Below are 22,356 nucleotides of genomic sequence, written 5' to 3'. Positions count from 1 at the left end.
GTGTCGCGTGCACCCCGCGGATGCACGATGTGGTGTGCGCCACCCGGGCGCACGAGAACGCGGGCGAGGGATGCTCCCCCGCCCGCGTTCACCGGGTCAGGACTGGGTCTTGACCTTGATCGAGCCGTCGATGATGCCGGCCTTCACGTCGTCGAGCTCGCCCTGCAGGCCCTTGTCGACCTTGGACTCGAAGTCGTGGAACGGCGCGATGCCGACGCCGTCGTTCTCGAGGGTGCCCACGTACGGGTCCTTCGAGAACTTGTCGTCAGCCGCCTGCTCGACGACGTCCTTCACGGCCGGGCGCATGCCCTTCTCGACCGAGGTGAAGGCGATGTCCTTGTAGCGGGGGTCGGCCTCGTAGAGGTCGCTGTCCGCACCGATCAGGACGGAACCGTTGTCGGCGTCCTTGATGGCCTCGGCGGCGGACTGGTAGATCGGGCCACCGACGGGCAGGATCACGTCGGCGTCCTGGTCGAGGAGCGTCTGCGCGACGGACTTGGCCTGCGTGCCGGCCTCGAAGCCACCGGTGAAGGAGCCCTTGCCGGTGTCGACGTTCCAGCCGACGACCTTGACGTCCTTGTCCTTCTGCTCGTTGTAGTACTTCACGCCGTCCGCGAAGCCGTCCATGAAGATGGTGACGGTCGGGATCTGCATGCCACCGAAGGTGCCGACGACGCCGGTCTTCGAGTAGGACGCCGCCGCGTAGCCGGCGAGGAACGCTGCCTGCGAGGTGTCGAACGTGATCGGCTTGACGTTCTTCGCGTCGATCGAGTTGTCGTCGATGATCGCGAAGTCGGTGTCGGGGTTCGCAGCGGCCTGCTTCTTCGTGGCGTCGGCCAGGTTGAAGCCGACGGTCACGACGAGGTTGCAGTTCTGGCCGATGAGCTGCTCGATGTTCGAGTCGTAGACGGTGGCGTCCTTCGACTCGGCCTCCTTGTAGGTGGCACCGAGGTCCTTGGCGGCGTCCTTCATGCCCTCGTAGCCGAGCTGGTTGAACGACTTGTCGTCGAACCCACCGGCGTCGGAGACCATGCAGGGGCGGAAGTCGGTCTTCTTCGCCGAGTCGGTGGTGGACGGCGCCGAGGCGCAGCCGGCCAGGACGGCGACGGTGCCGGCGAGCGCGAGGCCGCTGAGGACGACCTGTCGGGTACGAGATGTCACGGGTTGGTTCCTCCGGGGAGCGTGCCCGGACCACGTGCGTTCCGGGCGATCGTGGCGACAGTACACGACCGTCGGGCCGGTACAGGACCCGTTGCGGGGGTCCTGCGGATCGGTTACGGGATCGCGACCCCGCCGAAACGCGCCCGTAACGCAGGGTCGCACACAGACCCCCAGTTCGAGGGGTTTGTCGGTGGAGCGCTACAGGACGCTGCCGGCGGGGCGGATCTCTGGAGGTCAGAGTTCGTCGGCATCGCCCGGGAAGCACAGTGAGACGGCCTGGACGGTGTAGTTCCCCGGGTAGGCGTAGACGCTGATCGAGGTGACCTTCCCTGCGCCGTCGCCGAAGATGGCGGGCCCGTCGCTCGAATCACGCTGGGTGACCCGCATCCCCTGCGCTTCCCAGTGCTCGGTCATCCGGGCGGCGTCGGCATCGGGTCGCCCGGCCAGCGTGCTCCCGGTGAGGTAGCGCCAGTGCGCACCTCGCTCGCCGTCCGCGAGGACGCAGCCCTCCGAGTAGTCCGGCCCGGTGCGTGCTTTCCATTCACCGCCGAGTCGCTCTGTTGCGTCATCGACCGCTTCGACCATCTGTCGCTTCGCGGCGTTCTCACTCACCTGGAGCTCCGCCCGCTCAGATGAACCGGTGCCGGTCCTCTGCGCGGCGCAACCGGTCAGCCCCACCAGCAGCATGCCGACCAGGAGCACGGAGCCGACAAAGCCGCATCCCACGTCACGTCGGTGTGTCACAAGCTGTCGGCGTCGCCCGGGAAACACAGTGAGATCGCTTCGACCGTGTAGTTGCCCGGGAACGCGTAGAGGTTGATGGAGTCGATCGAACCACCGCCGCGGCCGACGATCGCGGGCCCGTCGGGGTCAGCCCAGCGCTCGACCTCCATGCCCTGGGACTTCCAGCGGTCGAGCACCTTCTTCGCGTCCGGTTCCGGGTCCTCCGAACCGACCCTGGAAGTCCGGCCGGTGAGGTACACCCAGTGCGCCCCCTTCTCCCCGCCGGACAAGCTGCAACTCTCGGCGTAGTCGGGCCCAGTTCGCGCCTTCCACTCGCCGCCCAGACGTCCAGTGACGACGTCGATGGCGTCGATCATCTGCCGCTTCGCGACGTCAGGGTCTACGACAGGCTTACTGTCCTCAGGCTGCCGGGCGCACCCGGCGAGCGCGGTCGCCACCGTCACGACCATGAGCGTGCTCGCAACCCACCGCGACCGGCTCCTCACATGCCCGTGCAGATTCGCTGCCGCCGCCGGAACCGCCTCCGCCAGTACTGACGCATCCCCCGCGTCGAACTCGATGTACGCCATGTCCTCCCCCGACGTCGCTCCCCAGCGACCCTACACCTGACACATCACCGGCCGGATGGCCGATGCTCAGCGCTACAGGACGTCGCCCCGGCCGCTGATCTTCAGGGCATCCACCACACCCTTCACCCGCTGAGCGTTCGCGCTGGTGGTGACGAGCAGGGCGTCCGGGGTGTCCACGACGACGATGTCCTCGACGCCGATGAGCGAGATGAGTCGCTGGCTGTGCGAGATCACGATGCCGCTCGACGAGTCCGCCAGGATGCGGGCACCGTCCCCGAGCACGGCGAGGTTGTTCGGCCGACCGCCGGACTGCAGCTTGGCGAGGGAGGCGAAGTCCCCCACGTCGTCCCAGTCGAAGTCACCGGGGACGACGGCCATGCGTCCGGCCGCGGCGGCGGGTTCGGCGACCGTGTAGTCGATCGCGATCTTCTCGAGCATCGGCCAGACGGCGTCGACGACGGCGCCGCGGGCCGAGGTGTCCCAGGCGTCGGCGAGCTCGTTGATGCCGGCCAGCAGCTCGGGCTTCGTCCGGCCGATCTCGGCGAGCAGCACGTCGGCACGGGCGATGAACATGCCGGCGTTCCAGAGGTAGTTGCCCTGCTCGACGTACGAGCGGGCGGTGTCGAGGTCCGGCTTCTCGACGAACGACTTGACGGCGTGCGCGGTGGGGGCACCCTCGATGTCGAGTCCGGCGGTGTCGGCGTTGATGTACCCGAAGCCGATCGCGGGTTCCGTCGGGGTGATGCCGATGGTCGTGACGTAGCCGGCGCGGGCGACGGCGACGGCCTCGCGCACCGAACGACGGAAGCCGCGGGCGTCCCCGATGACGTGGTCGGCGGCGAACGAGCCGATGACGACGTCGGGCTCGCGGCGCACCAGGATCGCCGCGGCCAGGCCGATGGCGGCCGTGGAGTCCTTCGGCTCGCTCTCGAGCACCACGTTGTGGTCCTCGACGCCGGGCAGCTGCGACTCCACCGCGACCCGGTGCGCACGGCCGGTGACGACCATGATCCGCTGGTCACCGGCGAGCGGCGCCAGGCGGTCCCAGGTCTGCCGCAGCAGCGAGGTGCCGGAACCCGTCAGGTCGTGCAGGAACTTGGGTGCGTCCGCGCGCGACAACGGCCACAGGCGCGATCCGATGCCCCCTGCGGGGATGATCGCGTAGAAGTCTTCGAGAGCGTCAGCCACGCGCTCACCGTACCGGTCCCACCGGGCGGATCCTGGGTGGTCTCCGCACGATTCCCGCATGCGGGCTCCCGCAGCGTTGTTCACCCGGCGCGCGCGTCCCGTTCACGTCGTCGGCCCCGCCGGGTCACGTCACGCCCGGAGCATGGGCAGCACCATGAGCGCACGCAGCGTGGAGCGCGGCACGTCCCCCCGGACCGTCGCCGTCGTGACCGAGAGCTTCCTGCCCACCCTCAACGGCGTGACCACCAGTGTCCTGGCGGTCCTCGACCACCTGGAACGACGGGGTCACCGCGCGGTCGTGATCGCCCCGGACACCCCCGGCCTCGCGCAGTTCCGGTCGCGCAGCGCCGTCGAGCGCTACCGCTCCTTCGACGTCCACCGCATCCCCGCCGTCGCCTACCGGCAGTTCCCGGTGGCGCTCCCCCACCCGGTGCTCGACACGATCCTCGCCGCCTCCGGCGCCGACGTGCTCCACGCCGCGAGTCCGTTCCTGTTGGGTGGGCGCGCGATCACGGCAGCCGGGAGGCTCGGCATCCCCTCCGTCGCCGTCTTCCAGACCGACGTGGCCGGGTTCGCCCGCCGCAACGGCCTGACCGCGACCGTCCCGTTGGTGCGGAAGATCCTCGGACGCATCCACGCCGGGGCCTCGCTGACGCTCGCCCCGTCGAGCGCGACCGCCGCGATGCTCGCCGAGGAGGGCGTGCCCCGCGTCGCCCGCTGGGGTCGCGGGGTCGACACCGAGCTGTTCCACCCCGCGCGCCGGTCGACCGGGCACGTGCGGGCACTCCGCCGCCGCCTTGCCCCCAACGGCGAGACCATCGTCGGCTACGTCGGACGCCTGGCCCCGGAGAAGGAGGTCGAGCGGCTCGCCGAGCTCGGCGGTGTCCCCGGCATCCGGGTCGTCGTGGCCGGAGGAGGTCCGTCGCGGGCGATGCTCGAACGTCGGCTCCGGCACCTCGACGTCACCTTCACCGGCCCCCTGCGCGGCGACGCCCTCGCCGACGCGTACGCGGCGCTCGACCTGTTCGTGCACACCGGTCCGGCCGAGACCTTCGGGCAGACCCTGCAGGAGGCCCACGCCTCCGGCCTGCCCGTGATCGCGCCGGCGTCCGGCGGCCCGCTCGACCTGGTGGCCCCGGGACTCGACGGCGAGCTCTACGACGCCGATGCCCCGCAGGCCCTGCGACACGCGGTCCTCCGGCTGCACCACGACCGCGCGCTGGCGGAGCGGATGGGTTCCGCCGGTCGACTCCGGGTCGAGGGAACCACCTGGGAGGCGGTCGGCGACCAGCTCCTCGACCACCACGACACGGCCCGCACCATCGGCGCGCCGCCCGTCGGACGGGGCCTCCGGGCCGGTCGGGACGAGAAGGTCAGCGCCCGCGCATAGGATGGGTCGTGTTCCACACGAACACGAACGGCAAGGGCTCGCCGATCGGGCGAGCCCGTCCTATGGAAGGACGAGCTCATGGCTGAGCACACCGGCGGGGGTACGGCGACCGCGGTGCCCGACGTCTCGATTGAAGCCCCGCGGGCTTCTCGGACGCCACAGGGCACGCTCTACCGCGGTTCGATCGGGATGTGGTCGTGGGTTCTCCACCGCATCACCGGCGTCGCGATCTACTTCTTCCTGCTCGTGCACATCCTCGACACGGCGCTCGTGCGGCTCTCCCCAGAGGCGTACAACGCGGTCATCGGCACGTACAAGACCCCGATCATGAACCTCGGCGAGATCGCGCTCGTCATGGCCATCGTGTTCCACGCCTTCAACGGCCTGCGGATCATCCTGATCGACTTCTGGTCGAAGGGCCCGAAGTACCAGCGGGCCATGTTCTGGATCGTCATGGTCCTGTGGGCGGTGGCGATCGCGGGCTTCCTGCCCCGCCAGCTCATGAACCTCGTCGCGGACTTCAACTGAGGGGCACGAACATGACCACGCAGATCGTCGAACCTCCCCGCTCGGCCGCAGCCGCCCGCAGCACCACCAACTGGGAGAAGTGGGGCTGGATCTACATGCGCGCCTCGGGCGTGCTGCTCGTCGTGCTGATCTTCGGCCACCTCTTCGTCAACATGGTGGCGGGCGAGGGCGTCAAGCAGATCGACTTCGCCTTCGTCGCCGGCAAGTGGGCCAACCCCTTCTGGCAGGTCTGGGACTCGCTCATGCTGGTCCTCGCCCTCATCCACGGCTCGAACGGCATGCGCACGATCGTCAACGACTACGTGTCGAAGCCCGGCATCCGCAAGACCCTCCTCGTCGCGATCCTGGCCGCCTGCGTCGTGCTGATCGTGCTCGGGCTCCTCGTCTGCTGGACCTTCGACCCGTGCCCCGCCGGCGCCGCTGCCGCCGACCTGCCGTCCTTCTGCCCCGCGCAGTAGCACCACCACCGTTGCTGCCCGCGTTCCCACCGTCTACGGAAAGACCCCTGTGACCGAGACCACCGTCCACCACCACCAGTTCGACATCGTCATCATCGGCGCCGGAGGCGCGGGCATGCGAGCCGCGATCGAAGCCGGCCCGAAGGCGAAGACGGCCGTCATCTCGAAGCTCTACCCCACCCGGTCGCACACCGGTGCGGCACAGGGCGGGATGGCCGCGGCCCTCGCGAACGTCGAAGAGGACTCGTGGGAGTGGCACACCTTCGACACGATCAAGGGCGGCGACTACCTGGTCGACCAGGACGCCGCCGAGATCCTGGCGAAAGAGGCGATCGACGCCGTCATCGACCTCGAGAACATGGGCCTGCCGTTCAACCGCACGCCCGAGGGCAAGATCGACCAGCGCCGTTTCGGTGGCCACACCCGCGACCACGGCAAGTCCCCGGTCCGCCGGGCCTGCTACGCCGCCGACCGCACCGGGCACATGATCCTGCAGACGCTGTTCCAGAACTGCGTGAAGCTCGGCGTCGAGTTCTACAACGAGTTCTACGCGCTCGACCTCATCATGGTCGACGTCGTCGGTGACGACGGTGTCACCCGCCAGCAGCCGGCCGGCGTCGTCGCGTTCGAGCTCGCGACCGGTGAGCTGCACGTCTTCCACGCCAAGGCGATGATCTTCGCGACCGGCGGCTTCGGCAAGATGTACAAGACCACCTCGAACGCGCACACCCTGACCGGCGACGGCGTGGGCATCGTGTGGCGCAAGGGCCTGCCGCTCGAGGACATGGAGTTCTTCCAGTTCCACCCGACCGGGCTCGCCGGGCTCGGCATCCTGCTGACCGAGGGCGCCCGCGGCGAGGGCGCGATCCTCCGGAACGCCTCGGGTGAGCGCTTCATGGAGCGGTACGCCCCCACCATCAAGGACCTCGCACCGCGTGACATCGTCGCGCGCTGCATGGTGCAGGAAGTCGCCGAGGGCCGGGGTGCCGGACCGAACAAGGACTACGTGCTGCTCGACTGCACGCACCTGGGCGCCGAGGTCCTCGAGACGAAGCTGCCGGACATCACCGAGTTCGCCCGCACGTACCTCGGCGTCGACCCCGTCGTCGAGCCGGTGCCCGTGATGCCGACCGCGCACTACGCGATGGGCGGTATCCCGACGAACGTCAAGGCCGAGGTCCTGTACGACAACACCACCGTCGTCCCGGGCCTGTACGCCGCCGGCGAGTGCGCCTGCGTCTCCGTGCACGGTTCCAACCGCCTCGGCACCAACTCGCTGCTCGACATCAACGTCTTCGGCAAGCGCTCCGGCAACAACGCCGCCGAGTGGGTCCAGACCGCCGAGTTCCTCCCCCTGCCGGAAGACCCGGCGGCCGGCGTCCGCGGCATGCTCGACCAGCTCCGTGCCTCGACCGGTACCGAGCGCGTCTCCGCCCTCCGCAAGGAACTGCAGGAGGAGATGGACAAGAACGCCCAGGTGTTCCGCACGGACGAGTCACTCGCCCGGGTCACCGAGACCCTGCACACGCTCCGCAACCGCTTCATGCAGGTCTCCGTGCAGGACAAGGGCAAGCGGTTCAACACCGACCTGCTCGAGGCCGTCGAGCTCGGGTTCCTGCTCGACCTGGCCGAGGTCGTCGTCTACTCCGCGCGCAACCGCAAGGAGAGCCGTGGCGGCCACATGCGCGACGACTACCCGAAGCGCGACGACGAGAACTACATGCAGCACACCATGGCGTACCTGACGGGCGACCCGCACTCGTCACTCGCCGACGACCACATCACGCTCGACTGGAAGCCCGTCGTCATCACGCGGTACCAGCCGATGGAGAGGAAGTACTGAGATGACCGACACCCTGGTCTCCGACGCACCCCGCACCGACACCGTGCAGGACGCTCCTCCCGGATCCTTCTCCGTCACGGTCATCGTCCGTCGCTTCGATCCCGACGTCGACGACGAGCCCCGCTGGCAGGACTTCGACGTCATGATGCTGCCGACCGACCGCATCCTCGACGCCCTGCACAAGATCAAGTGGGAGCAGGACGGGTCCCTGACCTTCCGCCGCTCGTGCGCACACGGCGTCTGCGGGTCCGACGCCATGCGCATCAACGGCCGCAACCGCCTGGCGTGCAAGACCCTCATCAAGGACCTCGACGTCTCGAAGCCGATCTACGTCGAGGCGATCAAGGGCCTGCCGCTCGAGAAGGACCTCGTCGTCGACATGGAGCCCTTCTTCCAGAGCTACCGCGATGTGCAGCCGTTCCTGCAGTCCTCGTCGGCCCCGACGCCCGGCAAGGAGCGCGTGCAGTCCGTCGCCGACCGTGCCCGCTTCGACGACACCACGAAGTGCATCCTCTGCGCCGCGTGCACGTCGTCCTGCCCGGTGTTCTGGACCGACGGGCAGTACTTCGGCCCCGCCGCGATCGTGAACGCACACCGGTTCATCTTCGACTCCCGCGACGACGCCGCGAACGTCCGCCTCGACATCCTCAACGACAAGGAAGGCGTCTGGCGCTGCCGCACGACCTTCAACTGCACCGACGCGTGCCCCCGTGGCATCCAGGTGACGAAGGCGATCTCCGAGGTCAAGCAAGCGATCATGCGCGGCCGGGCGTAGTCCCGGCTCCGTCCAAGGCCCAGCACCACGCCGACCGATAGGCTCCCGACCATGACGTTCGCGGACACCCGCCCCATCCTCGACCAGCTCGGCTACACGACCCGGTACGTGCAGCTCCCCGGCGAGACCCTGCACGAACCGCCGGTCGAGGGGGCGCTCCGCATCGTCCAGACCGACGCCTCCGGCTACGCGCTCGAGGTCGTCGACTACGGCACGGCTCGTCGTCTCGCGCAGGCCACGGGCGAGGACGACGCGGTAGAGATGCTGCGCCGGTTCCTGAACCGTCCGTTCCCGGAGCCGCGCGACATCCCCCGCCACGAGCTCGAGGGGCTCCGCGACCGCGCAGCGTCGACCTACCCGCAGCTCGCGCAGCAGGTCGCGCAGGCCGGCGAGCAGGGGCTGGCCATCCAGATCCCGGCCGGTGTCCCCGTCGACCGCATCGGTGGCCCGGACGGCTACCTGCTGCACCCGCTCGACACCCCGCTGCCCAGCCGGTCGCTGCCCCCGTACGTGGCCTCGTCGCCGGAGACCCACCGGTACGTCGTCGACCGGCCGTTCCTGGTGAACGTCCGCTTCGTCCAGCCGTGGTTCGAGCAGCCTGGCGGAGCCCTGCGCTTCCAGATCGCCGACCCGTCGGCCACCGTGCGTGACCTGGTCGTCGACGGTGCGCTCGTCCGTCTCCGGGTGGTCTGAGCCCTCCGACACACGAACAGCCCGCCCCACGCTCGACGCGTGGGGCGGGCTGTTCTGGTCCGTGGAACTACCGCAGGTCAGGGCGGTCGTACTGCGCGCCGGCCGGGCTCGACGGCAGGCAGCCGAACACGATCGCGGCGGCGCTGACGAAGAGCGCGATGAGCCAGAACGGGCCTGCCAGGTTCGCATCGTGCACGCGACGCCAGCCCAGGGCGATGCCCGGCACGATCGTGGCGAGCCACCAGAGGAAGTAGAGCCCGAGCAGCACGAAGGCGAACGGCGACGGCGCGCTGCTCCCCGTGGGGTTGCCGTACTCGTCGACGGCGCCACTCGTCCCGACCGTCGCGAAGAGGACGGCGTAGAACCCGCCGAACAGCACGATGGTCACGATGGCGTTGGCGAGCACCGCGTACCAGAACTCACTCCGGCTGGCGCGGCCGTCGAACCGGGCGTACTTCTTGAAGAACCGGGTGAACGCGTCGAGGAACCCGATGCCGTACCACGGTGCCCAGAGCGGCGGCACCCCGTCGGGACCGAGCGGGATCGGCTGCGCGAACTGCGGGTACGGGTCGGCGTACGGCTGCGCGTACGGCTGCTGGTACGGCTGCTGCCCGTAACCAGGCTGTTGCCCGTACTGGGGCTGCTGCCCGTAACCAGGCTGCTGCCCGTAACCAGGCTGCTGCCCGTACTGAGGCTGCTCGCCGTAGCCGGGCTGCTGCCCGTAGCCGGGCTGCCCCTGCGACTGGTCGCCGTCCGGCTGGCCCCACTGGGGCGTCCCGCCGTTGCTCATCGGTTCGTCCCGGGCCGGTCGTAACGTGCGCCCTGCGGGTTCGACGGCAGTAGCCCGAAGACGATGCCGACGACGCCGATGAACAGCGCGATGATCCAAAGTGCCCCGGAGAGGTTCGCATCGTGCAGGCGTCGCCAGCCGAGGGCGAGCGACGGCACCAGGGTCGCGAGACCCCAGAGCGCCAGCAGGACGAGCACGACCCAGAAGACCGGCGGGACCGGGTCGACCACGGTGATCTCGTTGCCGTAGTAGTCGACGGTCCGGCTGTTGAGCGTGGTGAGGCGGATGACGGTGCCGATGGCCACGAGTGCCCCGGTGACGATCGTGTTCGCCAGGAACCACCACCAGAACTCACTCCGGCTCGCACGACCGCTGAACGTGGCGTACTTCGCGAAGAAGCGCGCGACCGCCTTCGGGAACGAGATCCCGTACCACGGGGCCCATCGCGGCGGCGTCCCCGCGGCGTCGGTCTGCTGACCGGGCTGCTGCTCGGGCGCCCACTGCTGCGTGCTCTCGGTCATCGGGCGCCCTGCGGACGGTCGAAGCGCGCACCCTGCGGGTTCGAGGGCAGCAGGCCGAAGACGATGCCGACGATGCCGACGAAGATCGCGATGATCCACAGCGCGCCCGTCAGGTTCGCGTCGTGCAGGCGGCGCCAGCCGAGGGCGAGCGTCGGGACGATGATCGCGAGGCCCCAGAGCAGGAACAGGATGCCCGAGATGACGAACAGTGCCGACGGCTCGGTGACGGTCGACTGGACGCTGGTGGACGTCGCGGTCGACATCGACACGGTGGAGCGCTCCGAGGTCGCGACACCGATGCCGTACAGGATGCTGAGGACGATGGTGACGATCCCGTTCGCCAGGTACCACCACCAGAACTCGCTCCGGCTGGCCCGACCGCTGAACGTCGCGTACTTCTTGAAGAAGCGGCCGACGGCCTTGCCGAAGGAGATCCCGTACCACGGTGCCCAGAGCGGCGGTTCGCCGTTCGGTCCGGTCGGCGGCTGCTGGCCGTACTGCGGTGCGCCGCCGTACTGGGGTGTGCCGCCGAACTGGGCGTTCGGCTGGTTGTTCGGATCCTGCGGGTACTGGTCGCTCACGTGGTCCCCCTCGAGTGTTGGCTGATGTTCACGGTCGAGTCAACCAGAACTCCTGAGAGGCCGTCAGAACCGGTACCGCGCGTCAGCCCTGCAGCGGACGGTCGTACTGCTGCCCCTGCGGGTTCGACGACATCAGGCCGACGATCAGCGAGAACAGGATGCCGATCGGCGGGATGACGAACAACAGCGCGAGCAGGCCGCTGAGGTTCACGTCGTGCAGCCGCCGCACGGTCAACGCGATGAAGCCGAGCGCGCAGGCCAGGCTCCAGAGGCTGCCGAGACCGTCGGAACCGTCGTCGATGAACGGCAGCACGTTGAACCCGTTGCCGATGATGCCCGCGGCCGCCGAACCGATCAGGTACCAGAGCGCCCAGAACCAGTACTCCGACTGGCTGGCCCGGCCGTCGAACCGCACGTACTTCTTCCAGAAGCGCAGGAACGCCTGGGGGAACGGGATGCCGTACCAGGGCGCCCAGAGCGGCGGCTCGGACCTGCCGCCACTCGGCCGCCCCGGACCGGGCTGCGCGGACTGGCCGTACGGGTCCCGGGGCGGGTACTGGTCGCTCATCGTGGGGTTCCTTCCGGCGGGGCTGTCGGTCCACACAGAGTGTGGCACTCCCCCGAGCCGGCGAGCGTCATCCGTGCGAACGACTCTGGCCCCGACCGTGCACCTGACCCGACCGTACGGTCAGGGCAGGAGCGCGAGCTTGCCCCCGGGGTGCCCGGACTCCAGCAGCTCCGCCGCCGCCTTCGCCTCGGCCAGCGGGAAGGTCCGCGCCACCGGGACCTCGAGCTGTGCGGCGCCGGCGAGGTCGATGAGCCGCTGCCGCACCGAGTCACGGAACGCCTTGCTGGCCGGCTGCGCCCCGCCCACCGCGGCGATGCCGTCCGATGCAGCGCGCGCCTGCGCGGCGATCGTCACGATCCGTGACCGGTCCGCGACCAACGCGAGCGAGACGTCGACGGCCTCGTCGGTGCCGACGCAGTCCAGTGCCACGTCGATACCGGAGGGTGCGAGGTCACGGACACGCGCCTCCAGGCCGTCGCCGTACGCGACCCATTCGCCACCGAAGCGTCGCACGACGTCCGCACCACGTTCCGACGCGGTGCCGATGACGCGGGTGCCGAGCAGCCGCAGCTGCTGGAGCAGGCTGACGCCGACCGCGCCCGAGGCGCCGTGCACCAGGACGGTGTCGCGCCCCTCGGCGCGGGTGACGCGGAGCATGTCGGCGGCGGTCGAGCCGGCGAGGAGCAGGTTGGCGGCCTCCGGGAAGCCGAGCGACGCGGGCTTCGCGAAGACGTCGGCCGCGGGCACCGTGACCGACTCCGCCCAGCCGCCGCTGATGCGGAACGCCAGGACCTCGTCGCCGACCGCTCCCCCGCCGGACGCGATCTGCGTGTCGGGGCCGACGGCGGACAGGACGCCGGCGACCTCGTACCCGACGGCGATGGGCAGGTCCGCGGGATCGCCCTGACGGGTGTGTTTGGTGTCCGCCGGGTTCATGCCGGCGGCGCGGACGGCGATGGTGACCTCGCCGGAGGCGGGTGCCGGCACCTCGGTGTCGACGTACTCGAGGACTTCGCTGCCGCCGAACCGTGGTGCCACCCAGTGCTTCGTCATGCGATGGACGCTACGCCGCACGGCTGTCCGCACGAGGAGCCGCTGGTCACGAGGTGCCGGTGCGTCCCGTCTGCCACTCGACGAGGCTGACGGACGCGTCGATGCGCGACACGAAGTCCTCGATCGCGGCCGCGCGGTCCGCGTACTCGTGCACGCTCTCCTCCGTCGCACGCTCGTTCGTGGTCGAGACCACCCAGCGGCCGTCCGCCTCGTGAAGGGACGATACGTTCACGTCGTTGTGCGGTGCTCGCAGCCAGTTCAAGCCGGCACCGGCCGCTTCCGCGTCGGCGAGGTGTCGGAGCGCGTCGATCTGGTGCATCGGTGTCAGTGCTCCTCGTCTCGGTGCATCAGCGGACGGCTCTGCTGGCGATGAGGTCGTTGAGGTCCCGCAGCAGCGCCAAGGTACATCTCCAGCGCAACGGACTCGTCCTCGTAGTGCCGCCAGCCGACCTCGAGACACATCGGACGGAAGACTGCCGGTGCGATGGCCCGGGTCATCGGAGGTGACGATCGCGATCACTTCGGGCAGAGAACAGAGCCGCACCCACGCGAGCTGGCAAACGAGCGTTGTGCTGTCGTCAATGAGCACCTGAACGACGTGTTCCTCGCCTTCGGTCTCCCAGCGGAGCACCGTCCCGGATTTGTCCCTGAGGACGCCGATGCCGTCCGGGACACTCGCCAGTCCGGGGAACCACGAGACACGGTTCCGCCAAGCCCCTTCCCGCAGCAGATCTCGAACGCGAACCCAGAGCCGGCGACGGCTATCCGGAACGTCGTCTCCAGCTCGCCGAACTCGAAGAGGACGAGGGAGCGCGCACTGCTCGATGCGGTCCACGGGAACACGCGCCACCGTTGCGAACGGCAACGAAACGACCCCTCCCGAACCAGGCACGGTGCGGGGCGCCGTCCACCGGAGCACGTTCAACGTGGACTCGACCGTCGACGTCATGCCAGCGGGAAGCTCCTGGGGGTGATCGATGCAGCCAGTGGGCGCGTTCGAGGTCAGCTCGATCTCGGGTGACACCAGCGGCAGAGGACGCGATTCTACGCGCAGCATCGTCACCGTCTCCGTCTCTGAACACGACATCTGTCCAGTCTCCCGAGCCTCGGTCGCCTCGCCATCCCAGGACTTCCGAGTCCTGCACGACGTAACGCTCCAACGTCTCGTGATCGCCGAACTCCACGAGCGTCGGCTCGGTGACGACCCGCTCATGCCCAGCACTGCGCAAGAGGACCACGAGCACCTCGAGGCACGGTATTGCGGCGTAGTCCGATGGATCAGCGGCACGACGGAGTCGTTCAGCGCGAAGCAGCGGACGCCGCGGCCGCGAACGCCGAGCGGGCGTCGAGCTGGAGCGCGCACTCTTCGATCTGGTTCAGCGGCACCCGTGCCACGGCCGAGAACTGCACCGCATGGGCCTCCGGGAGAGCGCCGCCGAAACGGACTCGGTGTTCCGTTCCCGATGCGCTCCAGGTGAGGAGAACACCGGCGCCGTTTTGCTCCATAGTGAACCCTTCGGGGAGTTCGTGCTCTTGGTCGGGAAGCCAATGTGCGATCGGCAGGCCACGAGCTTCGCGAATGTACCCACTCGCGTCCGCGACGATCCACAATTCCGCGTCCGTGGCCGACCCGAACCGTGTGCCGGTCAGGGCGCCACGCCCCCGGTCTCCACGCCACTCCTCGACCGACGTGCCTGACACCGAGTACCGCTGCAGTGTCTCGTGATCGCCGAACTGCACCCTTCGCGGTTCACACGTGACGAGGTCGTTTCCGGCACGCAGCAGGACGTCCTCGAGGTACTGGAGGTCGGCGAACTCGCCTGGTTCACTGTCGGTCAACTCAGGATTCTGAATCTCTTGAGGTCGGTGACGGAAACGATCTCAATCTGCAGACGACCGTCCGGCTGTCAGAAGGGTCCTCGACCAGGCCCAGTCAGAACGGGCATCAGACCTGCGCTAGTGCCCGAGGAGCTTCTTGCGGAGCTCCTTGTACCGTACGGACCCTTGTACGCGGCTCACGAAATCGTCGACGGCCGCGGAGCGGTCCGAATAGTCGTCGACAGATTCCTCGGTGCTCCGTTCATTCGTCGTGGAGACCCGCCATCCGTCTGCTGTCTCGTAGATGCACGGGGTGTTCACATCGTTGGAGGGCCGCCGCATCCAGCAAAAGGGAACGCCCGCGGCCTCGGCGACGGCGAGTTCGCGCATCACGTCGATGTCATCCATGAGTTCGTCCTGTTCTCAGTGCAGAGGAATTTCGCGGAGTACGCCGAGGACCTGGAGGATCTCGACCGGCAGCGGCAGTTGTACCTGCACTCCGCCGCCCGGAGAGCCGAAGCGACCGACTGCTGCGATCTCACCACGATACGCACCGAGGGATCCGAGGTCGTCCGCCGTCTTGTTGCGCTGCTGGAGCAGTGCGTTAACGAGTTCCTTGTGGTCCCCGTCCAAAGCGTCGTACGCGCCCCGTAGATCGCCGACGTCGTGGACGACCTCGTACTGGTGGTACTGGTTGGCGTCCTCCAAGTAGGGCAGACCGCGTTCATCGTACGGGTACGGGCCCCCGTCGGGGACTGGCGACGTGAAGCGTCCGTCCGGAGGTCCGTATCGGTCGAGCACAGATCCGACGGGCGGATCGTAAGGAGCACGGTCGACCGTCCCGTCGCCCCTCGAGGCGAAACCGTCGTTGTCGACGCCGTCCCAGTTGATCTTGCCGTCTGGGGTGAGGACTTCCGGGCCCTTCGGGATCTGGACGTCGTGCGGCCACACACCGGACGACTCGAACTCTCGTGCCAGTGCGCCGTCGCGCGGCCACTGAGATTCGAGGTAGTCGTGCAACTGCTCGGGCGACAGACTACTCTCGGCCACCAAAGGACCGACGTTCTTGCCCTCGGAATCGAGCGCGACGTGCGAGTAGGCCTCCGAAACCGTGCCCTGATCGTGCGAGCCGTCCGGGGAAGTGCCGCCGGTGCCGTTGTCGGCGCCCGTGCCGTGCCCGGAACCGTCGTGCTCGGCCGAGTCGCCACCGTGCCCGGCCGAGTCGCCCCCGTGCCCTGCACCGCCGTGCGACCCCGACGTCGAACCGCCGTCGCCTGTCGCCGTCTCGCCGTGCTCCCCGCGCCCACCGGCCCCCACGAGCGCCGGCTCCCGCTCCGGCGCGTGCACCGTCGCGTCGCCGCCGTCGGCCCGCGCGTTCGCGTCGCTCCCCGCCCGCACGTCCGTGTCCGCCTCGGTCCGAGCAGGCGGCACCTCGACGTCGGTGTCGCCGTGCCGTCCGTGCAGGTAGTCACCGAGCCCGGTCTTGAAGTCGGCGAGGCGCCCGGTCGACCCGACGGCGTCGTCACCGACACCCTTGGTCATGATCGTCTTGAGCTCATCGAGCCTCGGCAGCACCTTGGTCAGGCCCTTCGAGACCCACGCACCGGCATCGACGAGATCGAGGTACTTCCCCGCCTTGCCGACGGCCCCCGCGACTTCGCCGACCTTGCCGACGGCGCCGAGCTTGCCCGCCTGCCCGACGATCGGGACGACGATCGAGCCGATCCCCCACAGCGCCTGTCCGGCGGCGCGACCGGGGTCCCTGCCCCATTCGTCCCAACCGACGGTGGCCTTCCCCAGCTGGGTCCACGCCTCGCGCTGGAGGTCGGGGTCCTTCTGCATGGTCTTCGTGTTGAAGCCGGTGAGGGCGAGGACTCCGCTCCACGACGTCGCCGCGGTCTCCAGGTGGAAGCCCGTGCCGTCCAGACCGACGAGGGTGCCGAGTCCCTTCACGGTGCCCCAGATGCCGTCGACGGCCACGCCCGTGAGCATGTTCGGCAGGAAGTCGACGGTCTTCTCGGAGCACGATTCCTTCCGCTCCGACGCGGTCCCCCACGGCAGCTTCGTGCCGGCGGGCAGTTTGTCGTACCCGTAGGCGAGGGCGTCGTCCGAGCCACTGCCGCTCATCGCGTGCAGCGGTTGCAGGCCGGACAGCCCGCGGATGGTGTTCGCGCATGTGCGCTCGGCAGCCTGGTACGCCACCACCTGGGCGGCGACGCCGTTGATGATCGCGTTGTTCTCGTCGGTCAGGGTCTCGTCCTGGTCCCAGGACTCGACGGTCGCGTTGTTGCCGTACTCGGTCGTCGCGGTCTTCGGGGTGAACGCGTCGACGTCGCGGTGCAGCTGCTCGGCACGCGTGACGTACGCCTTGAGCGCAGCGACGATCGGTGTGACCTCGGTGACGAACGTGTCGAGCGCCTTCGCCGCGGCGTCCAGGTCGTCGCCGAACGTCGTGCCCTGGGGCCCGATGGGCGTCATGACCGCGAAGAGTTCCTGATCGCTCGGGCCCTCGTAGGAACCGGAGATGCCGCTCCAGGCGGTGACGATGTCGGCCGTGCCGTCGCGGACGGCCGACGCGACGGTCCGCAGCGAAGCGGCGCCGCTCGTGATCGCCTCGAGCTGGACGTCCGTGTACGGGATGGCTCCCGTCTTGACGACGCCGGTCACCGGTCGAACATCCCGTCGAACGCGCGGAAGTCGCCGTTGGTGGACGCCGTGACGGCGTTCGCCTGTGCCGTGGCAGCACCCATCTCGTCATCGCCGTCGACGATGGCACGTGTCGCGCCGGCAGCGCCGTAGAGCGACGCCTGGATCCGGTTCTGGATCCCCGTCAGTGTGGCCTGCCGGTGCTCGAAGAACCCGGCGAGCGCCTCACCGATCACCGGTGACTGTGCTGCCGTCGCGGCGTCCTGCACGACTTCTCCGACGCCCTGGATCGATCCGTCCGCGGATCCGCCCAGAGCGTTGTTCATCGTCGTGGTCTTGGTCGAGACGTCCGTCAGGACGGCCTCGACCCCGGCGGGGTCGACCCGCCATCCGTCGACCACGTCAGCCGATGTTGCCGACGGCCGACTTCGCCTTGCTGATGGCCGACTGCGCCGACTCGTCGTTCGACTGCAGCGATGCGCGCAGCGTCGCGATGATCTGCTTGACCTCGCCGGCGACGGTGTTCCACCGCTGTTCCTTGGCGTGGTACTCGTCCGAGACGCCGTCGGCCTGGTAGTCGGCCATGGCTGCCTTCACGTCGGAGTCACGCTGCGCGATGAGCGACTCGAGCTGCGCCGCGACGGCGTTGAAGTTGTCCTGTGCGTTCTGCGAAGCCGCGACGTCGTAGTCGCGACGATCTGCCTGGTTGCCACCGCTCATGGTGTTCTCTCCCTCTCCCCGAAGATCCGTCAGGCGCGGCCGCTGAAGCGGGCCGCGTCGAAGTTCGAGCTGCCCTCGAGCGAGCTCGTGGACTGCGCCATGTCCTGGTCGCCTTCCTGGAACGAACGGTCCATGCCCGAGATGCCCTGCAGCACGCTCGCGAGCGCACCGTTCAGCTCGTTGGCGATGGTGTCGGTCTCGGCCTTGAAACGGTCGAAGGCCTGTCGACCGGCACCGTTGAAGCGACCCTGCAGCGGCTCGGCCGAGTCGGCCAGCTTGCGCACGAGCGTCCCCAGGTCACCGGAAGCACCGGACGTCTGCTTGGTCAGGTTGGTCAGGACCTGAGCCCCCATCGCGAACTTCATCGCGCATCCTCTCCGTCGTTCCCCCACCCCGAACGGGTGACAGCGAATACACGCAGCGTAGACCACGTCCGCCGCGCGCGTCACCCTCCGGTTCTGACATGATCGTTCCTGCCGAGGGGAGGTGGGGCATGTCGTCGATCGTGGTCGAGTCCGTGGTACCCGTGCTGACCTGTGGTCGCTGCGGGGTCGCGACGAGCCAGGGCCAGCGCTTCTGCACCGACTGCGGTGCCCTCCTCGGGCGCACGATCGGCTCCGCCGAGTACGACGCCGTGCACGGCGTCGCCACGGCCCCGGCCGGTGCTGTCGTCCTCGCCCGGCTGGTGGACGTCGTCGTCTGCCTGCTCGGCGGTGCCGCCGGCGCCGCCCTCCTCTTCCTCGCCCACACCGCGGTCCCCTCCTCCGACCCCGTGGGCACCGCCGTCGCCGGAGCGGTCGCCGGGCTCGTCGTGACGACCGCGATCGTGGTGATGCGTGCCTCCAGGACGGGCCGCGGGCCGGGCGGGCTGCTCCTCCGTACCCGCGTCGTCGACGTCGACGACGCGCTGCCCGCCGGGCCCGTCCGACAGCTCGCCCGGCTCGGTGGCGGTCGGCACCGACGTGCGCCCGGAGCCGGCCCCTGGGCCGCGGCGACGGGCACGCTGACCGCGTCACTGAACCGCGGACGCGAGCCGCTCGACCCCGCCGTGCCCGCGCTCGGCACCGCCTTCGGTGCCGCCGCGTCGGCGGGTGTCCGTCCGGGGTCGGCGCCGCTGCCTGGAGGCGCGGTGCAGGCTGGTCTCGACGCCACCCGCCGTGCGGGGTTCGGTCCCACCCCCGCGGCCGGGTTCGCGGCGGTGCCCGCGCCGACCGCACCGGTGGCCGACGACTCGGTACCGCCCGACGCGGTCGTCCTGCGGTTCGACTCCGGCGCCGTGCACTGGTTCGACGGAACCTGCGTGATCGGCCGGAACCCCGAGGCGGAGTCCGGTATCGCCACGGTCGCGGTGCCGGACCTGTCGCGCACGCTCTCGAAGACGCACGTGGCCCTCGTGCAGGCCGGCGGAGTCGTCCTGATCCGTGACCTCGGTTCGACCAACGGCACCTCGGTGGTCCGTCCGGACGCCTCGTTCGAGGACCTCGTCCCCGGCGTGGACCTGCCCGTGCCCGCCGGTTCGACGGTCCGGATCGGCGACCACGCCTTCGTGGTCGACCGGATCGGGGCCACGACGTGAGCCCGCTCCGACACGACACCGCCGAGGACGACCGTCCGGGCGCGACGCACCCGCTCGTCGACTCGGCGGGCGACGGCAGCATCCGCTACGAGACCCGCGCGGCGATCGTGCGGCTCGGACGTGCCCAGGCGGACCTGCTCGCCACCGCGGCAGGCGGGGGCGCCCGCCCGATCCTGGTGACCGACGGCCTGTCCGTCGTGACCGAGGCCTTCCGCCAGGCGTTGCTCGACTGCGGCGGGGCGTGGGTCGTCCGCGGCGACGACGGCCTGCGGAACGGACTCGACGGCGGACGACTCGACGACTTCACGGACGCGCTCCGGACCGGCCCGCCGACCTCGGTGCAGGACGTCGCCGTCGGGTACCTGCGTCCCTGGACGCCGACGGCGGAACACCTCGTCGTCTCGGTGTCCGTCCGGCACCGGGCCGCGGACGAGACCGTCCTCGGGGCCACCACCGAACTCCTCGCGACGGAGCTCGCCGGGGCGGCACCGACCGGTTGGGGGACGCACGAACCCGCGGGTCACGCGTGGGACCGGCACACGCTCACCGAGGCCGCTCGCTCGCGGATGCCCGACTCCACGCGGTTCCTCGCCGTCGGTTCGCCCGACGCGCCCCTCGCGGTGACGATCGCCGCGCAGCGCACCGAGCACGGCGTCGAGGAGCTCACCACCGGGCTGCTCGCGGTCGGCGCACTCGGGGACACCGTCTCCGAGATGCGGGTCGCCGCCGTCCCGCAGGTGCTCGGGCGGCTCGCCACGACGCAGCTGCCGCTCTTCGCCCTGGTGCTCCGGCGCCAGGGCCGCGCGGACCTCGCGCAGGCGCCGCGGCTGTCCCCGCCCCCGCTGCCGGTCGGGATGCTCCTCGGTGCGCCGGCCGTCCGGCAGCTCGACCTCGACGTCGAGGCGATGCGCGACCGCTTCGGCGCCGTCATCGCCGGACGCCCTCGGATCCCGGCGCTCGTGCTGCCCTTCGGGCGGCGGCAGGACCGCAACCCGGTCGACGAGCTGGCCGACGTCATCGACCACATCGGGCCCGACCGCGTCGCCGACGCCGTCGGGATGGACGACCGGACGAGGGAGCAGGTGCAGCGTGCCGCGGAACAGTGACTCGATCCTGCTGGAGAGCGTCTCGACGCACCGCCGACGACTCCGGCAGGCGTTCGTGCTCGGGCGCCTCGCCGACCGCCGGTTGGTGAACGACAACGTCAAGCGGTTCATCGGCAGCGTGGTGCTCGCCGCGGTCGTGGGGGTCGGGTGCCTCGGGTACTCCTTCGTCACGAACGCGCTGGCGCAGCAGGCCGCCCAGCAACAGGCGCAGCAGACACCGCGACCGGTGCCGACCACGCAACCCCAGCAGGAGACCAATTGAGCGACTTCACCCGCGTGACCGTCGTCGGTGTCGGCCGCCGTGCAGACGTCGTCGTCGCCTCCGACGAGCCGTTCGCCGGACTGCTGCCGCGGCTGGTCGACATCCTCGACGAACCGATCGCGGACAGCGCGCAACCCGTCGCCCTCGTGCGCGTCACCGGTGAAGAGGTCTCCCTGGCAGCGGACGCCGCCACGCAGGAGATCGCCGACGGCGAGGTCCTGCACCTCGTCCGTCGCGCCGACGCACCACCGCCGCCCGAGGTCTCGGACGTCACCGACGCCGTCGCGGACTCGCTCGGCCGTCGTCGCGACGGCTGGGGCACCGCCGCACGCTGGTCGGTCGCCGCCGCCGCCGTCGGGGCCACCGCCTCCGTCGCGGGCACCCTCGTGGTCGCCGCGTTCACCGTCGCCTCGGTCCGAGCCGCGTTCGACGGCGGGACCGTCTCCCCCGCACTGTTGCCGTCCGTGCTCGTCGGCAGCGGCGTGGCACTGGCGATCGCGGCGCTCGTCGCGGGTCGTGCCGGGGCACGCTGGACCGGCATCGCCCTCACGGCCGCGGCCACCGGGCTCGCGCTGCCGATCGGGCTGGCCGTCGGACCGGTCGTCGGGCGGGACGGCGACCAACCCGCGATGGTCGCCGCCCTGGTGCTCGTCTGGGCGTGGATCGCGCTCGGCCTCGGACTCGGCGTCGGACAGCGCACGCGGACGATCGGCGTCGCGGCCGTCGTCGGCGTCGTGCTCCCGCTGCTCGGCATGCTCACCTGGCTCACTCCGGCGCCGCAGGCCGCCGGCTGGGGCGTGGTCGGGATCGCAGCCATCGCCGTCTGCGGGCTCCTGCCCTCGGTCGCGATGTCCTCCGCCGGACTGACCGGCCTCGACGACCGTGTGAGCGGCGGCGAGCCCGTCGCTCGCGCCCGCGTCGTCACGGCGCTCGAGGACGCGTACCGAGCACTCGACTGGACGACCGCCGCGGTGGCCGCCCCCATCGCCCTCGCCGGCGCCGCACTCGTCTCCGACCGCGACCCCTGGGCCGTCGGGCTCGGCGCCGCGGTGGTCGTCGTCGCCGCACTCCGCACGCGCGCCTTCCCGCTGACGCTGCAGGGCGTGCTGCTCTGGAGCGCCGTCGTGGTCGCCGCGGTGCTCGGGCTCCTCGGTCACGCCACCACCGCACCGTTCCAGGTGCTCGGCGCGCTCGCAGGCCTCGGGGTGCTCGGAGCCCTGCTCGCCGGGGTCCGGCCGGCCGCACACCAGCGAGCGCGCCTGCGGTCGCTCGGCAACGTCCTCGAGACGATCTCGGTCGTCGTGGCACTGCCGCTGCTGCTCGGCACCTTCGGCCTCTTCGCCGCACTCCTGGAGACGTTCTGACC

The 22,356-nt window shown here is 70.1% G+C and carries 26 protein-coding genes; 10 read left to right on the top strand and 16 right to left on the bottom strand.

The features are described from left to right. Positions 1 to 96: 96 nt before the first annotated feature. The 4 genes from BR70_RS0113200 to BR70_RS0113185 form a co-directional block, all read right to left on the bottom strand. Entirely contained in the window at positions 97 to 1,161 is a 1,065-nt protein-coding gene (locus BR70_RS0113200) for a BMP family lipoprotein (RefSeq protein ID WP_027466452.1), read from the bottom strand. A gap of 234 nt (positions 1,162 to 1,395) precedes the next feature. Then, positions 1,396 to 1,863, bottom strand: a complete 468-nt coding sequence (locus tag BR70_RS0113195) for a hypothetical protein (RefSeq protein ID WP_027466451.1) — start codon at positions 1,861 to 1,863, stop codon at positions 1,396 to 1,398. A 38-nt stretch (positions 1,864 to 1,901) separates the two neighbouring features. Continuing rightward, the gene (locus BR70_RS0113190) at positions 1,902 to 2,474 is read right to left on the bottom strand and encodes a hypothetical protein (protein WP_027466450.1); all 573 of its coding nucleotides are present in this window, start codon (positions 2,472 to 2,474) and stop codon (positions 1,902 to 1,904) included. Positions 2,475 to 2,546: 72 nt separating this feature from the next. After that, on the bottom strand, positions 2,547 to 3,662 hold the full coding sequence (locus BR70_RS0113185; protein ID WP_027466449.1) for a mannose-1-phosphate guanylyltransferase: 1,116 nt from the start codon (positions 3,660 to 3,662) through the stop codon (positions 2,547 to 2,549). Between the two features lie 154 nt (positions 3,663 to 3,816). Between BR70_RS0113185 and BR70_RS0113180 the strand changes: the two genes are divergently transcribed. From BR70_RS0113180 to BR70_RS0113155, 6 genes are all read left to right on the top strand, one after another. Next, on the top strand, positions 3,817 to 5,052 hold the full coding sequence (locus BR70_RS0113180; protein WP_231495703.1) for a glycosyltransferase family 4 protein: 1,236 nt from the start codon (positions 3,817 to 3,819) through the stop codon (positions 5,050 to 5,052). A 78-nt stretch (positions 5,053 to 5,130) separates the two neighbouring features. Beyond that, positions 5,131 to 5,580: a succinate dehydrogenase, cytochrome b556 subunit gene (gene sdhC / locus BR70_RS0113175; protein ID WP_017888739.1), complete on the top strand. Its 450-nt coding sequence runs from the start codon at positions 5,131 to 5,133 to the stop codon at positions 5,578 to 5,580. Between the two features lie 11 nt (positions 5,581 to 5,591). Beyond that, a complete protein-coding gene (gene sdhD / locus BR70_RS0113170; RefSeq protein WP_027466446.1) occupies positions 5,592 to 6,038 on the top strand; it encodes a succinate dehydrogenase, hydrophobic membrane anchor protein in 447 nt (148 codons plus the stop codon). A gap of 49 nt (positions 6,039 to 6,087) precedes the next feature. Further along, positions 6,088 to 7,881 carry a succinate dehydrogenase flavoprotein subunit gene (gene sdhA, locus BR70_RS0113165; protein WP_027466445.1) on the top strand — a complete coding sequence of 598 codons (1,794 nt, stop codon included), beginning with the start codon at positions 6,088 to 6,090 and terminating at the stop codon, positions 7,879 to 7,881. Between the two features lies 1 nt (position 7,882). Next, a complete protein-coding gene (locus tag BR70_RS0113160) occupies positions 7,883 to 8,656 on the top strand; it encodes a succinate dehydrogenase iron-sulfur subunit (protein ID WP_027466444.1) in 774 nt (257 codons plus the stop codon). Positions 8,657 to 8,707: 51 nt separating this feature from the next. Then, on the top strand, positions 8,708 to 9,349 hold the full coding sequence (locus BR70_RS0113155) for a TNT domain-containing protein (RefSeq protein ID WP_027466443.1): 642 nt from the start codon (positions 8,708 to 8,710) through the stop codon (positions 9,347 to 9,349). A 67-nt stretch (positions 9,350 to 9,416) separates the two neighbouring features. Here BR70_RS0113155 and BR70_RS0113150 read toward each other — a convergent pair whose 3' ends face one another. The 12 genes from BR70_RS0113150 to BR70_RS0113095 all read right to left on the bottom strand — a co-directional run bounded on the left by BR70_RS0113150 (position 9,417) and on the right by BR70_RS0113095 (position 18,411). After that, positions 9,417 to 10,139, bottom strand: a complete 723-nt coding sequence (locus tag BR70_RS0113150; RefSeq protein WP_051596904.1) for a DUF805 domain-containing protein — start codon at positions 10,137 to 10,139, stop codon at positions 9,417 to 9,419. Continuing rightward, positions 10,136 to 10,660, bottom strand: coding sequence for a DUF805 domain-containing protein (locus BR70_RS0113145; RefSeq protein WP_027466441.1), 525 nt, complete (start codon positions 10,658 to 10,660; stop codon positions 10,136 to 10,138). The genes BR70_RS0113150 and BR70_RS0113145 overlap by 4 nt, the downstream gene beginning before the upstream one ends. Beyond that, positions 10,657 to 11,241, bottom strand: coding sequence for a DUF805 domain-containing protein (locus tag BR70_RS20935; protein WP_081827385.1), 585 nt, complete (start codon positions 11,239 to 11,241; stop codon positions 10,657 to 10,659). Before BR70_RS20935 ends, BR70_RS0113145 begins: the two co-directional genes overlap by 4 nt. Positions 11,242 to 11,323: 82 nt before the next feature. Beyond that, positions 11,324 to 11,809, bottom strand: coding sequence for a DUF805 domain-containing protein (locus BR70_RS0113135; protein ID WP_027466440.1), 486 nt, complete (start codon positions 11,807 to 11,809; stop codon positions 11,324 to 11,326). Positions 11,810 to 11,929: 120 nt separating this feature from the next. Beyond that, the gene (locus BR70_RS0113130) at positions 11,930 to 12,862 is read right to left on the bottom strand and encodes an NADP-dependent oxidoreductase (protein WP_027466439.1); all 933 of its coding nucleotides are present in this window, start codon (positions 12,860 to 12,862) and stop codon (positions 11,930 to 11,932) included. A gap of 46 nt (positions 12,863 to 12,908) precedes the next feature. After that, a complete protein-coding gene (locus BR70_RS0113125; protein ID WP_027466438.1) occupies positions 12,909 to 13,181 on the bottom strand; it encodes a hypothetical protein in 273 nt (90 codons plus the stop codon). Between the two features lie 980 nt (positions 13,182 to 14,161). Beyond that, the gene (locus tag BR70_RS0113120) at positions 14,162 to 14,701 is read right to left on the bottom strand and encodes a hypothetical protein (protein ID WP_027466437.1); all 540 of its coding nucleotides are present in this window, start codon (positions 14,699 to 14,701) and stop codon (positions 14,162 to 14,164) included. Positions 14,702 to 14,818: 117 nt separating this feature from the next. Further along, entirely contained in the window at positions 14,819 to 15,088 is a 270-nt protein-coding gene (locus BR70_RS0113115) for a hypothetical protein (protein WP_027466436.1), read from the bottom strand. A 15-nt stretch (positions 15,089 to 15,103) separates the two neighbouring features. Continuing rightward, complete coding sequence (locus BR70_RS23350; protein WP_027466435.1) at positions 15,104 to 17,347, bottom strand: TNT domain-containing protein; 2,244 nt, start codon at positions 17,345 to 17,347, stop codon at positions 15,104 to 15,106. After that, complete coding sequence (locus tag BR70_RS22455) at positions 17,344 to 17,727, bottom strand: DUF6507 family protein (protein ID WP_051596903.1); 384 nt, start codon at positions 17,725 to 17,727, stop codon at positions 17,344 to 17,346. Before BR70_RS22455 ends, BR70_RS23350 begins: the two co-directional genes overlap by 4 nt. Before the next feature lies 1 nt (position 17,728). Beyond that, entirely contained in the window at positions 17,729 to 18,046 is a 318-nt protein-coding gene (locus BR70_RS0113100) for a pore-forming ESAT-6 family protein (RefSeq protein ID WP_027466434.1), read from the bottom strand. A gap of 29 nt (positions 18,047 to 18,075) precedes the next feature. Beyond that, positions 18,076 to 18,411: a WXG100 family type VII secretion target gene (locus tag BR70_RS0113095; protein WP_027466433.1), complete on the bottom strand. Its 336-nt coding sequence runs from the start codon at positions 18,409 to 18,411 to the stop codon at positions 18,076 to 18,078. A 98-nt stretch (positions 18,412 to 18,509) separates the two neighbouring features. Here BR70_RS0113095 and BR70_RS22450 point away from each other — a divergent pair, with 98 nt between their 5' ends. From BR70_RS22450 to BR70_RS0113075, 4 genes are read left to right on the top strand one after another with little or no spacing between them, the layout of a single operon-like run. Beyond that, a complete protein-coding gene (locus BR70_RS22450) occupies positions 18,510 to 19,622 on the top strand; it encodes an FHA domain-containing protein (RefSeq protein ID WP_155896882.1) in 1,113 nt (370 codons plus the stop codon). Beyond that, the gene (locus tag BR70_RS22445; RefSeq protein ID WP_027466432.1) at positions 19,619 to 20,728 is read left to right on the top strand and encodes a DUF6177 family protein; all 1,110 of its coding nucleotides are present in this window, start codon (positions 19,619 to 19,621) and stop codon (positions 20,726 to 20,728) included. Before BR70_RS22450 ends, BR70_RS22445 begins: the two co-directional genes overlap by 4 nt. Then, positions 20,712 to 20,990 carry a hypothetical protein gene (locus tag BR70_RS20915; protein WP_051596901.1) on the top strand — a complete coding sequence of 93 codons (279 nt, stop codon included), beginning with the start codon at positions 20,712 to 20,714 and terminating at the stop codon, positions 20,988 to 20,990. The genes BR70_RS22445 and BR70_RS20915 overlap by 17 nt, the downstream gene beginning before the upstream one ends. After that, positions 20,987 to 22,354: an EsaB/YukD family protein gene (locus tag BR70_RS0113075; protein ID WP_027466431.1), complete on the top strand. Its 1,368-nt coding sequence runs from the start codon at positions 20,987 to 20,989 to the stop codon at positions 22,352 to 22,354. Before BR70_RS20915 ends, BR70_RS0113075 begins: the two co-directional genes overlap by 4 nt. Positions 22,355 to 22,356: the final 2 nt, after the last annotated feature.

It is taken from the genome of Curtobacterium sp. UNCCL17 (assembly GCF_000686685.1).
GTDB lineage: Bacteria > Actinomycetota > Actinomycetes > Actinomycetales > Microbacteriaceae > Curtobacterium > Curtobacterium flaccumfaciens.
Note: the sequence above shows the minus strand (reverse complement) of the source record. Positions and strands in the feature narration are given on the sequence as shown.

Coding starts and splice junctions, on each gene's coding strand:
- BR70_RS0113190 (WP_027466450.1), bottom strand. CDS start 2,474: ATGGCGTACATCGAGTTCGACGCGGGGGATGCGTCAGTACTGGCGGAG.
- BR70_RS0113180 (WP_231495703.1), top strand. CDS start 3,817: ATGAGCGCACGCAGCGTGGAGCGCGGCACGTCCCCCCGGACCGTCGCC.
- sdhC (WP_017888739.1), top strand. CDS start 5,131: ATGGCTGAGCACACCGGCGGGGGTACGGCGACCGCGGTGCCCGACGTC.
- sdhD (WP_027466446.1), top strand. CDS start 5,592: ATGACCACGCAGATCGTCGAACCTCCCCGCTCGGCCGCAGCCGCCCGC.
- BR70_RS0113160 (WP_027466444.1), top strand. CDS start 7,883: ATGACCGACACCCTGGTCTCCGACGCACCCCGCACCGACACCGTGCAG.
- BR70_RS0113155 (WP_027466443.1), top strand. CDS start 8,708: ATGACGTTCGCGGACACCCGCCCCATCCTCGACCAGCTCGGCTACACG.
- BR70_RS0113150 (WP_051596904.1), bottom strand. CDS start 10,139: ATGAGCAACGGCGGGACGCCCCAGTGGGGCCAGCCGGACGGCGACCAG.
- BR70_RS0113145 (WP_027466441.1), bottom strand. CDS start 10,660: ATGACCGAGAGCACGCAGCAGTGGGCGCCCGAGCAGCAGCCCGGTCAG.
- BR70_RS0113135 (WP_027466440.1), bottom strand. CDS start 11,809: ATGAGCGACCAGTACCCGCCCCGGGACCCGTACGGCCAGTCCGCGCAG.
- BR70_RS0113130 (WP_027466439.1), bottom strand. CDS start 12,862: ATGACGAAGCACTGGGTGGCACCACGGTTCGGCGGCAGCGAAGTCCTC.
- BR70_RS0113125 (WP_027466438.1), bottom strand. CDS start 13,181: ATGCACCAGATCGACGCGCTCCGACACCTCGCCGACGCGGAAGCGGCC.
- BR70_RS0113115 (WP_027466436.1), bottom strand. CDS start 15,088: ATGGATGACATCGACGTGATGCGCGAACTCGCCGTCGCCGAGGCCGCG.
- BR70_RS0113100 (WP_027466434.1), bottom strand. CDS start 18,046: ATGAGCGGTGGCAACCAGGCAGATCGTCGCGACTACGACGTCGCGGCT.
- BR70_RS0113095 (WP_027466433.1), bottom strand. CDS start 18,411: ATGAAGTTCGCGATGGGGGCTCAGGTCCTGACCAACCTGACCAAGCAG.
- BR70_RS22450 (WP_155896882.1), top strand. CDS start 18,510: ATGATCGTTCCTGCCGAGGGGAGGTGGGGCATGTCGTCGATCGTGGTC.